General features: G+C 65.0%; 3 protein-coding genes. All 3 read left to right on the top strand.

Annotated features, from left to right (window positions below):
• Positions 1-88 precede the first annotated feature (88 nt).
• The 3 genes from ACLV74_RS02415 (at position 89) to ACLV74_RS02405 (ending at position 13,931) form a co-directional block, all read left to right on the top strand.
• Positions 89-535, top strand: coding sequence for a response regulator (locus ACLV74_RS02415; RefSeq protein ID WP_411877765.1), 447 nt, complete (start codon positions 89-91; stop codon positions 533-535).
• A 5-nt stretch (positions 536-540) separates the two neighbouring features.
• Positions 541-1,032 carry a response regulator transcription factor gene (locus tag ACLV74_RS02410; protein ID WP_411877764.1) on the top strand — a complete coding sequence of 164 codons (492 nt, stop codon included), beginning with the start codon at positions 541-543 and terminating at the stop codon, positions 1,030-1,032.
• A gap of 326 nt (positions 1,033-1,358) precedes the next feature.
• Positions 1,359-13,931: a YDG domain-containing protein gene (locus ACLV74_RS02405; protein WP_411877763.1), complete on the top strand. Its 12,573-nt coding sequence runs from the start codon at positions 1,359-1,361 to the stop codon at positions 13,929-13,931.
• Positions 13,932-13,952: the final 21 nt, after the last annotated feature.

Raw genomic sequence — 13,952 nt, 5'->3', positions numbered from 1 at the left:
GCCGCGGATCCCTGACAAGCCGGTGGGCGGCGGCAGCCATCGCAAATGCGAAAAGAAAAGAAGACAAGACAAGAGGGCCTGGAGCGCTATGTCGAAAATTCCTCACGCTGTGCCGCCGTTGACGGCCCCGGTGCCTGCGCAACGCGGCGCGGCGCAAGCCGCGGGCCGTCTCCGCAGGGGTGGCGTGCTGGTGATCGACGACGATCCCGCGGTGCGCGAATTCATGCAAGGCCTGCTGGCGGCCTGGGGGCGTCCGGTCATGGTGGCCGCTTCGTTGCAAGAGGCTGTGGCCACCGCGGCCCCGGCAGAGGGCCTGGCGCTGGTCCTGACCGACTACAGGCTGGGCGGCGGCGTCACCGGCATCCAGGCCGTCGAGGCGGTGGAGCGCCACCTGGGCTACCAGGTGTCCGCCGTGCTCATTACCGGCGATACCTCACCCGAACCGATCAACGAGGCGGCCCGCCACGGCATGCGCCTGGTCTACAAGCCGGTCGGGCCGCGCGTGCTGGCCGAACTGCTGAAAAGCATCCAATAAGCACCATGAGCGCCACCACCCGAATCGTTCTTGCGCACGAGCAGGCGCCGGTACGCGACGGCCTGAAAGCGCTGCTGTCCGCGCAGGGCGGCTTCGAGGTCGTCGCGGAAACCGGCGACGGCCGGGCCGTGGAGGCGCTGGTGCGCCGCTTCAGGCCCCGGCTGCTGCTGCTGGACATGGTCCTGCCGGGCCTGCACGGCGTGGACATCGCCGCCGCCCTCAAGGCGGAGCTCGCGCAATCCATCAAGGTGATGCTGCTGGCCGGCGACGGGCAGCCGCACTCGGTCAGGCGGGCGCTGGCGGCAGGCGCGGACGGCTATGTGCACAGGAGCGATGACGCTGCCGAATTGCTGAAGGCGGTGCACGCCGTGCTGGGCGGCCGGCAGTACGTCAGCCGCAAAGTCGCCGCGGTGTTTGTGCCGCCATCCCTGCGCCTGGACGCGCAGGGCGACGCGCCCCCGGCGTGCTCACGGCGCGCGCCCACCGGCAAAACCTGACGAAAAAATTCCCGCGGCGCAAGGCCGCCGGGATCACGGCCCGCGCAGCGTGGCGAGGTCATTGCATGGCGTCCTGAACGGGGAACTCCTTGTCGGCTTGTCCCCAGTTTTGGGGACAAGCCGGGCGTGCGCCTTCCGTGAAAGTGCGCGGCCCGCAAGGGGAATTTTCACCATCGCTTCCACCGCGGCGTCCCCAGAACTAGGGACATACAGGCGGACGGCGGACTCCTACGATTCACACGTTTTGTCACAGGTCCGCGTGCGGCGCATGTCCCCGCATACGGCTGTGGACCGACCTTGTTTATCTCTTCCAGAAAGCCACTGCCATGAAAAGCCACGCCAGCATGAACCGCATCTACCGCCTTGTCTGGAACGCAGCGCTCAGCCTGTGGGTGGCCGTGGCGGAAAACGCCAAAGGCCGCGGCAAGGGCGGCCCGGCGCGCGGCAGCGTGCAGTGGGACGACGTGCAGGCGGACGAGGGAGGAGAAGGAGGAGAGGGAGGAGGAGGCACGGGCTTCAGGCTCAACACCGCCTGCCGCGCGGCGCTGGTGCTGCTCACCTCGCTGGCCGTGATCTCACACGAAGCGCGCGCGGCCGATGCGGCCAATGCCAGTGTGAGCGCCGGCGCGGCCGGCATCTCCACGGTAGGCACCACCACCACGGTCAACCAGAGCACGCAGCGCGTGGCCATCGACTGGACATCCCTGTCCACCGCGGCCAACGAGGCGCTGAAGTTCAACCAGCCCAACGCGGCGGCCATTGCGCTGAACCGCATCACGGGCAGCAGCCCGAGCGAACTGCTGGGCAGCCTCACGGCCAACGGCCAGGTGTTTATCCTGAACCCCAACGGCGTGCTGTTCGGCGCGGGCTCGCAAGTCAACGTCGGCGGCCTGGTGGCGTCGACGCTGAACATGAGCAATGCCGACTTCATGGTCGGCAACCATGTGTTCACGAATTCAGGCGGAACGGGTTCCGTGGTCAACCAGGGCACGCTGACGGCGGCCAACGGCGGCTACATCGCGCTGCTGGCGCCTGAAGTGCGCAACGAAGGCGTCATTGGCGCGACGCTGGGCACGGCCTTGCTGGCCGCCGGCAACAAGGTCACGCTCAATATCGACAACGGCAACCTGCTGGGCTACAGCATCGACCAGGCGGCCATCAACGCGCTGGCCGACAACCGCCACCTGATCAAGGCCGACGGCGGGCAGGTGATCCTGACGGCCAGCGCCACCGATGCCTTGCTGCGCACGGTGGTCAACAACTCGGGCGTCATCGAGGCCAAGACCCTGAACAGCCAGGGCGGCGTGATCCGCCTCGAAGGCGGCGACAGCGGCGTGGTGCACGTGAGCGGCACGCTGGACGCCAGCGGCAAGGGCGCGGGCGAGCGCGGCGGCAAGGTACAAGTTACCGGCGACAAAGTGGGCCTGTTTGACGCCGCCAGGGTCGATGTTTCGGGCGATGCCGGCGGCGGCACCGCGCTGATAGGTGGTGACTTCCAGGGCACTAACGCGGCGGTCAAAAATGCCTCGTCCACCTATGTGAGTGCGGACGCCAACGTGAATGCCGACGCCATTACTTCGGGCAACGGCGGCAAGGTGATTGTCTGGTCCGACGGCACCACACGCTACAACGGCAGCATTTCGGCCAAGGGCGGCGCCGAAAGCGGCAATGGCGGCTTTGTCGAGGTGTCGGGCAAGGGCCTGCTGGCTTTCAAGGGTGAGGTGGATACGTCGGCGGCGAATGGCCGCAAGGGCACACTGTTGCTGGACCCGACCAATATCTGGATCGCCGTTGACAACGCCAGTGCGGACGCCGCAGCCGGCTATGCCGTGGGCGACAGCAGCGCCGACGCCGGCGCCGGCGCACCCTTTGCCGCCAGCGGCGCGGTGGACGATTCGCTGCTCACCACCGCGTCCCTCACGGCCGCGCTGGCCAATAACGACGTCGTCATCACCACCAACAACCAGGATGGCGCGGGTGCGGGCAATATCACCGTCGTTGACGCCGTGACTTATACCGGTACAAACACCAGTACGCTGGCCTTGATCGCCAACAACAACATCAACATCAACCAGTCGATTACCAGCACCAATGGCGCGCTGAATGTGAATGCCATCGCCGGCGTAGGTGCAGCCGATGTCAGCCTCGCCAACGGCGCGGCCATCAACACCAACGGCGGCAATGTGAAACTGACTGGCCGTGACATCACCATCGGCGACGGTTCTGCCATTGTTGGCGGCTACGTGCAGCTCAGCGGCCAGCAGGACATCATCTTCAACGGCACAGGCGCCATCACCGCCGCAGCTGACGTCTACCTTGGGGCGCGCAATATCCAGCAGGGCGGCACCGGCATTGCCGTCACCGCCGACAAGCTCTCGATACGATCGACCGGCTATATCGGCAACAGTGGCGCCGCGGTGGCCGGTGACGACAAGCTCAATACGCAGGTGAACACGCTCTCCGCGGTGGCGCCGGGCGCGATTTCGCTGAGCAACACCGGCGCGCTGACGGTGGATACCGTCGACTTCCAGGGCATGACGCCTCCCAACGGCGGCGCGATTGTCGGCGTGAGCAGCACGGGCGGCGCGATTTCGCTGGCCACCGTCGATACAGGCGGCGCAACGGACAACCTGGTGCTCAACAAATCCGTGAGCACCACCGGCGGCGCGGCCAACACCATCAGCCTGCAGGCCAACGACAACTACACCCAGAACGCTGGTGCCTTCGTGACGACCGTGGGCGCCAATGCCACGCTGGGCGCAGGCCGCAGCCTCACCATCAATGAGACCGGCACCGCCGTCTCCACCTCGGGCGCCAACGGCGCGGTGGATGCCAACGGCCAGGCAGCCGGCAACATCAGCATCACCACCACGGGCGCCAGCAGCGCCGCGATCAACATCCTCGGCAGCCTGTCCGCCAGGGGCGGCGCGGCCAACAACGGCAGCGGTAACACCAGCGCCAGTTCAAATGCGGCCTTCAGCGGCGGCAGTGGCGGCAGCGTCACCTTGCAGACCGCCACAGGGAACAACAACACAATCACCGTAGGCAATATCGACGCTGCTGGCGGCAACGGCGCGGCCAGTGCAGCAGGCGTTTACGGGGTGGGTGGCAACGGCGGCGCGATCCTCATCCGCAGCAATGGGGCCAGTTCGGCCATACAGACGGGCCATCTTTCTTCCAGCGGCGCGGCGCCTGGCTATATCGGCGACGGTGGTCATGCGGGTGCAGTCACTGTGGAGGCGCTGGGTGCTAACTCCGGTGTCACCACGGGCAATATCTCGGCCGCTGGCGGTATTGGGTCTTTCCAGGGCCAGTTTGCGCTGGGTGCGAGCGGTGGCAACGGTGGCAACGTCACGGTCAATGGCAAAGGCAATGTCACGACGGGGTTTATTGATGCACACGGCGAAGGTGCCAGTGCCAACACAGGGCGCAACAACCTGACAACAGGCAGGGGCGGTGTCATTGCCGTCACCGCCAGTACGGGCAGTTCAGATGTCAGCACGGGTGCCTTGAGCAGCTATTCCGGAGACGCTTTTTGCAATGGCAACAGAAGCTGCACCTTGCAGGCGGCGGGCAACATCACCGTCAGTTCGACGGGTTTTATCAAGGTTGACGGTGCGGTGCAGGCCCAAGGCGGCAATGCCAACGGTGGCAATGCGCCTAACAACGGTGCAGCGGCCGGCAATGTGTCCATCACATCGACGGCAACGACGTCGGGCAAGAGTGTCCTGATCAATGGCCGTATCAACGCTGCGGGTGGCAATGGTAGCGGTGGCAACGGCTTTGGCAGCGGTGCCAGCGGCGGTGCGGCTGGCAGCGTGACAGTCAGCTCTGCCGGTGTCGGCGGTGCAGGCAGCAATGTGGCCATTGCCGGTGGTATCAACGCCTTGGGTGGTGCAGCCAGTGGTACGGGTGCCCAGGCTGTGGCAGGCGCCAGCAAGGCGGTGAATGTGACGGCCACAGACGGCTATGTCTGGCAGGCCGCGGGCAACTATTTCAACGGTCTCTCGGTGGCCGTTGTCGCCAACCGCGGCATTGGTGCGGGCAGCGGCGCGCTGGACATGACAGGCGCCACGGCGCCCGACATGAGCAGCCGTCTCGGCGTCGCCGCAGTGAACAGCACGGCGCGCAACGGCCAAGGCAACGCGGCCACCAAGGCCGGCGCCTTGCGCGTCACTTATGCCGGCGGCGCGTTGACCTTGAGCAACCAGTTCCAGAACGGTTTTGTACCGGGCGACTTTGACCTCGCCGTGCCCAACGGCGACTTGACGCTTTCCGGCCTCGGCCGCACGGGCTCTGCCAATGTCTCTCTGAGCACCGGTGGCAACCTTACACTGACGAATAACGGACTGATTTCCACAGGGAGCGGCAACATCCGGCTCGAAGCGGCCGGCAACATCGGCGTTGGCAACCAAGCCCGGGCCGAAACAACGGGTGACCTGTATGTCTCTGCGGGTAACAACATCACGCAGACCAATGAATACCACTCTCTGGTGGGCAACAACCTCGCTATCAGAGCGGGTGCCTTGGTCGGTGAGGGCATAGGCAACGGCCGCCTCGTGACCCAGGTCAACAACCTGTCGGTCTTTGCGGGCTACGGCATCAACCTGTACAACAACACTGCCTTGAATATTGGAAGCGTCACCTTCGGCGGCAGCACGGTGCCGGGCGGTACTATCGACGGTGTAACCTCCGCCGCCGGTAGCATCGTACTGGGCAGCGGCGGCGCCATGGGCGGGACCGGGACTGTGCGCGCGAGCACGACCAGTGTGAACCTGTTCGCCGCGGGTGGCATCAACCTGAATGTCGATACGGCATCCTTGACAGCAGCCGACACCGGCGGACCGATTGACATCAGGCTGGCATTCGGCGGTGCGGTGGAAGACGTCGCCACCACCGGTACGGTCCATCTCACGGCGATGGGAGGTGACCTCAACCTGAGGACAGTCTCCGGCAGCGATGTCACCCTGACGTCCACGTACGGCGCTATCACCGACGCCAACGGCACTGACAACAACATCACGGCGACCACGCTGTCGGCTTCATCGCAAAACGGCATTGCGTTGGGCACCGATGTGAGCGGACTGCAGACGCTGTCAACCGCCGGCGCCACGGCCGACATCAGCATCAGCACGGCCCGTGCGATAGACACTGCCAACTACAACATCAGCACCGACACGGGAACGACGCAAAACGTCAGCCTCACGTCCAGCTCGGCCTCGGGCATCACGGTGGGCAATGCCTTTGCTTCCACCAACGACAGCATCAACCTTACGGCCACGGCGGGCGACATCAACCTGACCAGCGCCATTAACGCCGGAGGCCTGGCGCTTAACGCCCAGGGCAGCATCAGCGCCCCGGCGGCCATCAACGTCAGCGGTATGTTCAATCTCCAGGCCGGCACTTTCAGCCAGGTCGGCACTTTGCCCACGTTCTACGCCGGAGACTTCCGCATCAGCGGCGGTACTTTTGTGCGCGCGCTGGCCGGCGACGGCCTGAGCACCGGCACGGCCTGGCAGATCGCCGATATCTATGGCCTGCAGGGCGCGGGCTCCGCCGACCTGTTGAACAAGAACTTCAAACTGGCCAACAACATCGATGCCAGCGGTACCGTGAACTGGAATGGGGGTGCGGGCTTTAACCCGATCGCCAGCGGCGCGCAATTTTTTGGCACCCTGGACGGCGGCGGCCATGTGATTGACCAACTCGTCATCAACAGGCCTGGCGACACCGATGTAGGTTTGATCAGTTTGATGAACGGCGGAACAGTCTCCAACCTGGGGCTGACGGGAGGCAGTGTCACTGGCGACGACAACGTAGGCGCGCTGGTCGGCCGCTCCATTGGAACGATCATCAACAGCCATAGCTCGGCGGCCGTGAACGGCAGCCAGAGAACGGGCGGGCTGGTCGGCACCAATGCCGGAACCATCAGCAACAGTTACGCGAGCGGCGATGTGTCCGGCTCGATCTATACGGGGGGATTGGCGGGGACCAACAGCGGAACCGTGAGCGGCAGCTACGCCACCGGAACCGTCCTCGGCAGCAACGCCGGCGGACTGGTGGGCGTCAACAGCAACGCCATCTCCAACAGCTATGCCAGCGGTGCCGTGGGCACTGCCAGCGACCATACGACGGGCGGCCTGGCGGGTATCAACAGCGGCACCATCACCAGCAGCTATGCCAACGGCCTGGTGCAGGGCTCCTCGGAGACGGGCGGCCTGGTGGGCTGGGACAACATTGGCACGGTGACCGCCAGTTTCTGGGACACCCAGACCAGCGGCCAGGCCGGCAGTGGAGGCGGGGGCACAGGCATCCTCACCGCTGACATGATGAAGGCCCAGACCTTCACCGACGCCGGCTGGAACGCCAGCAATGTAGGCGGAGACGGCACCACCTGGCGTATTTACGAGGGTCACACCGGCCCGCTGCTGCGCAGCTTCCTGACCGGGCTGACCCTGGCCGACACCAGCGTACCCTATGACGGCGGCACGCAGGCGGGCGCCACCACCGCCGTGGTGGGCGTGTCGGGCAGCAACGCCAGCGCGCGCAACGCGGGCAGCTACCTCACGGGTTATTACTCGAACCAGCAGGCTTACGACATCACCGGCGGCGGGTTGGACATCGCCAAAGCCGACCTGACGCTGACCACCAGCGATGTCACCAAAACTTATGACGGCACCACCTCGGCCGCCGGCAGCGCCGTGGCCACGGCCGGCACGGCGCTGCTGGGCGGCGACACCGCGAGCGGAGGGGCTTTTGAATTCACCAACAAGAATTTTGGGGTGGGCAACAGGTCGGTGACAACAGCCGGCGTGACGGTGAACGACGGCAACGGCGGCAACAACTACAACGTCAGCTATGTCAACAACACCACGAGCACGATTAACAAGGCCGACCTGACGGTGACCGCAACGGGTGTGAGCAAGACTTACGACGGCACCCTGGCCGCCACAGGCACGGGCACCGTCGGCACGCTGGCCGGCGATGCGGCAGGCGAGGTCGTCAACACCGCCGCCACGCAGGCCTTCACCGACAAGAACTTCGGTATCGGCAACAAGACGGTACAAGCCAGCGGCCTGACCATCAAGGATGCAGGCAATGCCGATGTGACCGGTAACTACAACATCAGCTACGTCGACAACACCACGAGCACCATCAACAAGGCCGACCTGACGGTGACGGCCACCGGTGTGACCAAGACCTACGACGGCACCCTGGCCGCCACAGGCACGGGCTCGGTCGGCACGCTGGCCGGCGATGCGGCCGGCGAAGTCGTCAACACCGCCGCCACGCAGGCCTTTACCGACAAGAACTTCGGTATCGGCAACAAGACGGTCCAGGCCAGCGGCCTGACCATCAAGGACGCCGGCAATGCCGATGTGACCGGCAACTACAACATCGCCTATGTGGACAACACCACCAGCACCATCAACAAGGCCGACCTGACGGTGACCGCCACCGGTGTCACCAAGACCTACGACGGCACCTTGGCCGCCACGGGCACGGGCTCGGTCGGCACGCTGGCCGGCGATGCGGCCGGCGAAGTCGTCAACACCGCCGCCACGCAGGCCTTCACCGACAAGAACTTCGGTATCGGCAACAAGACGGTCCAGGCCAGCGGCCTGACCATCAAGGACGCGGGCAATGCCGATGTGACCGGTAACTACAACATCAGCTACGTCGACAACACCACCAGCACCATCAACAAGGCCGACCTGACGGTGACGGCCACCGGTGTGACCAAGACCTACGACGGCACCCTGGCCGCCACAGGCACGGGCTCGGTCGGCACGCTGGCCGGCGATGCGGCCGGCGAGGTCGTCAACACCGCCGCCACGCAGGCCTTTACCGACAAGAACTTCGGTATCGGCAACAAGACGGTCCAGGCCAGCGGCCTGACAATCAAGGACAGCGGCAACGCCGACGTCACCGGTAACTACAACATCAGCTACGTCGACAACACCGCCAGCACCATCAACAAGGCCGACCTGACGGTAACGGCTACGGGCGTGACCAAGACCTATGACGGCACCCTGGCCGCCACGGGCACCGGCACGGTGGGCGCCTTGGCGGGTGTGGCCGCGGGTGAGCTCGTCAATGCCGGCGGAAGCCAGGCCTTCCTGGACAAGAACGCCGGCACGGGCAACAAGGCTGTGCGTGCCAGCGGCGTGACCATCAAGGACGCCGGCAATGCCGACGTCACGGGCAACTACAACATCGCCTACGTCGACAACACGACCAGCACCATCAACAAGGCCGACCTGACGGTGACGGCCAATGCGGTGACCAAGACTTACGACGGCACCACGGACGCCACGGGTACGGGCTCCGTCGGCACCTTGGCCGGCGCAGCTGCGGGCGAATCGGTCAACACCGCCGCCACACAGGCCTTTACCGACAAGAACTTCGGCATCGGCAACAAGAGGGTGGAAGCCAGCGGCCTGACCATCAAGGACGCGGGCAATGCCGACGTCACGGGCAACTACAACATTAGCTACGTCGACAACACCACGAGCACCATCAACAAGGCCGATGTGACCTTGTCGACCTCCGACGTCACCAAGACCTACGACGGCGGCCTCTCGGCAAGCGGCTCGGTGGTGGTGACGGCCGGTCAGATCTTCACGGGCGACAACGCCACGGGCGGCAACTTCGCCTTCACCGACAAGAACGCCGGCACCGGCAACAAGACGGTGACGACCGCAGGCGTGACGGTTGGCGACGGCGTGAACAACGCCAACTACAACGTCAGTTATGCGGACAACACCAGCAGCACCATCAACCGGGCCAACCTGGTGCTGACCACCAGCGACGTTACCAAGACGTACGATGGCACGCTGGGTGCGGCAGGCGCGGCAGCGGTGTCCAGCGGCACCGTGTTCAGCGGCGACAGCTTGAGTGGAGGCAGCTTTGCCTTCACGGACAAGAACTTTGGGGTGGGCAACAAGGCGGTGACGGCGGCCGGCGTGGCGGTGAATGACGGCAACGGTGGCAACAACTACAACGTCAGCTATGTGGACAACACCACCAGCACCATCAACAAGGCCGGCCTGACGGTCACGGCTACCGGCGTGACCAAAACCTACGACGGAACGATATTCGCCACGGGCACGGGCAGTGTTGCAGCGCTTGCCGGTGCGGCCGCCGGTGAGGTGGTCGATGCCGGCGGCAGCCAGGTCTTCCTGGACAAGAACGCCGGCATCGGCAACAAGGCGGTGCGCGCCAGCGGCGTGACCATCAAGGACAGCGGCAACGCCGACGTGACGGGCAACTACAACATCAGCTACGTCGACAACACCAGCAGCACCATCAACAAGGCTGACGTGACGGTGACAGCCACAGGGGTGACCAAGACCTACGACGGTACCACCAGCGCTACGGGCACGGCTTCGGTTTCCATGCTGGCGGGCGTGTTCGCCGGGGAAGCGCCGGATTCCCTGGTCAGCCAGGAGTTCCTTGACAAGAACGCGGGCACCGGCAACAAGGTGGTGCGCGCCGGCGCCATGACCATCAGGGACAGCGGCAACGCCGATGTGACCGGCAACTACAACATCAGCTACGTCGACAACACCACCAGCACCATCCACCAGGCCAACCTGACGCTGTCGACCAGCGATGTCACCAAGACCTACGATGGCGGCCTCTCGGCCGGCGGCGCAGCGATCGTGACGGCGGGCACCCTATTCACGGGTGACAACGCCACGGGTGGCACCTTTGCCTTTACCGATAAAAACGTCGGCAGCGGCAACAAGACGGTGACAACTTCGGGCATCACGGTGGGCGATGGCGTCAATAACGCCAACTACAACATCACGTATGCCGACAACACCACGAGCACCATCAACCAGGCCAACCTGACGGTGACGGCTACGGGTGTGACCAAGACCTATGACGGCACGACCAGCGCAACGGGCACCGGTTCCATCGGCACGCTGGCGGGCGCCGGTGCGGGCGAATCGGTCAACGCCGCCGCCACGCAGGTCTTTACCGACAAGAACTTCGGCATAGGCAACAAGACAGTCCAGGCCGGCGGCCTGACCATCAAGGACAGCGGCAACGCCGACGTGACCGGCAACTACAACATCACCTACGTCGACAACACCACGAGCACCATCAACAAGGCTGACCTGACAGTCACTGCGACTGGCGTGACCAAAACCTACGACGGCACGCTGGCCGCCACGGGCACCGGCTCCGTCGGTACGCTGGCAGGCGCCGGGGCAGGCGAGTCGGTCAATGCCGCCGCCACGCAGGTGTTCACCGACAAAAACTTCGGCATCGGCAACAAGACGGTCCAGGCCAGCGGCCTGACCATCAAGGACAGCGGCAATGCCGACGTCACCGGCAACTACAACATCGCCTATGTCGACAACACGACCAGCACCATCAACAAGGCCAACGTCACACTGTCGACCTCCGACGTCACCAAGACCTACGACGGCGGCCTCTCGGCAAGCGGCGCGGTGGTGGTGACGGCAGGCCAGGTATTCACCGGCGACAACGCGACGGGCGGTACGTTTGCCTTCACCGACAAGAACGTCGGCAATGGCACCAAGACGGTGACGACGGCCGGCGTGACGGTAGGCGACGGCGTGAACAATGCCAACTACAACGTCACTTACACCGACAACACCACCAGCACCATCAACCAGGCCAACCTCACGCTGTCCACCAGCAACGTCACCAAGACCTATGACGGAACGCTGGCCGCATCCGGTACCGCCACGGTGTCGGCCGGTACGCTGTTTGGCGGCGACAGCCTGACAGGCGGCAGCTTTGCCTTCACCGACAAGAACTTTGGCGTGGGCAACAAGACCGTGACGGCAACGGGCGTGACGGTAGGCGACGGCGTGAACAACGCCAACTACAACGTCAGCTACGTCGACAACACGACCAGCACCGTCAACAAGGCCAGCCTGACGGTCACCGCCACCGGTGTCACCAAGACCTATGACGGCACGCTCAACGCCACGGGCACGGGCTCCGTCGGCACACTGGCAGGCGCCGGGGCAGGCGAGTCGGTCAACACTGCTGCGACGCAGGTGTTTACCGACAAAAACTTCGGCATAGGCAACAAGACGGTCCAGGCCAGCGGCCTCACCATCAAGGACAGCGGCAACGCCGACGTGACCGGCAACTACAACATTGCCTACGTCGACAACACCAGCAGCACGATCAACAAGGCCGATGTGACCGTGTCGACCTCGGACGTCACCAAGACCTACGACGGCACAACCGGCGCGGCAGGTGCGGTGGTGGTGACGGCCGGCACAGTGTTCGCAGGCGACAACACTACGGGCGGCAGCTTCGCCTTCACCGACAAGAACTTTGGCATCGGCAACAAGGCTGTGACGACCAGCGGCGTGACGGTGGGCGACGGCGTGAACAACGCCAACTACAACATCACGTACGCCAGCAACACCACCAGCACCATCAACCAGGCCGGCCTGGTGCTGTCCACCAGCAACGTCACCAAGACCTATGACGGCAACACCACGGCGGCAGGCAGTGCGACCGTGACCGGCGGCACGCTGTTCAGCGGCGACAGCCTGACGGGCGGCAGCTTTGTCTTTACCGACAAGAACGCCGGCAACGGCAACAAGACGGTGACGGCGGCGGGCGTGACGGTGGGCGACGGCGTGAACAACGGCAACTACGCCGTCACCTACGCCGACAACACCACCAGCACCATCAACCCGTTTGCCGTGAGCGTGTCGGGCACCCGCACGTACGACGGCACGGCCAACGTGGCGGCCGGCGTGCTCACTATCGGCCCGCTGGTGGCCGGCGAAACCCTGGGCCTTGCGGGCAGCGCCACCATGGCCGACAAGAACGTGGGCGCCAACAAGGTATTGACGGTCACGGGCCTGAGCCTGACCGACGGCAGCGGCCTGGCCGGCAACTACACCTTCACCGGCGGCACACAGCAGGCCAGCATCACCCAGGCCAGCCTGACGGTGGGCACGGGCAACGTCACCAAGACTTATGACAGCACCACCACGGCGGCGGGTTCGGCCGTGGTGACGGGCGGTACGCTGTTCAGCGGCGACAGCCTGAGCGGCGGCAGCTTTGCCTTCACCGACAAAAACGCGGGAACAGGCAACAAGACGGTGACAACGGCGGGTGTGACAGTGGGCGACGGCGTGAACAACGGCAACTACGCGGTCACTTACGCCAACAACACCACCAGCACCATCAACAAGGCCGACCTGACGGTGCAGGCCAGCGGTGTGGACAAGGTCTACGACGGTACGACGGCCGCCACGGTGGTGCTGAGCGACAACGGCTTTGTGGGCGATGTGATCAACCTCGCCGGCAACGCCGCCTTCGCCGACAAGAATGCCGGCGCCGCAAAGGCGGTCAGCGTCAACGGCATCAGCACCTCGGGCGCCGACGCCGGGAACTACAACCTGCTGAACACCACCGCAACGGCCACGGCCAGCATCACACCCAAGGCCTTGGCGGTGACGGCCAACAACGACGTCAAGAACTACGACGGCGCGGCTTACAGCGGCGGCAACGGTGTGAGCTACAACGGCTTTGTGGCGGGCGATTCTGCAGCCGACATTGGCGGCGCGCTGGCTTACGGCGGATCGTCGCAAGGCGCCATCGCCGCGGGCAGTTATGTCATCACGCCGGGTGGGCTCAACTCGATCTCCGGCAACTACACGCTGGGCTTTGCCAGCGGTGCGCTCAGCATCACGGCCTCCAACGCCAGCACGGCGGCGCTGGGCAGTGCCGCGCTGGTTGGCGCTTATGACGGCGCCTTGCAGGCGGTGGCTGGGGTGGGGGCTTCGTCGGGTGGTGGTAGTGGTGGTGGCTTGGGCGGCAGCGCCGACGCCATGGCTGGCGCGCTGGCGGCCGCTGCGGCGGAAGCGGGTGATAGCGGGGAGGAATAGGCCCACCCCTGTCCAGGCTCA

The sequence above is a fragment of the Polaromonas sp. YR568 genome (assembly GCF_943369415.1).
Classification (GTDB): Bacteria; Pseudomonadota; Gammaproteobacteria; order Burkholderiales; family Burkholderiaceae_C; genus Polaromonas.
This window is presented reverse-complemented; position numbering and strand designations above follow the sequence as displayed.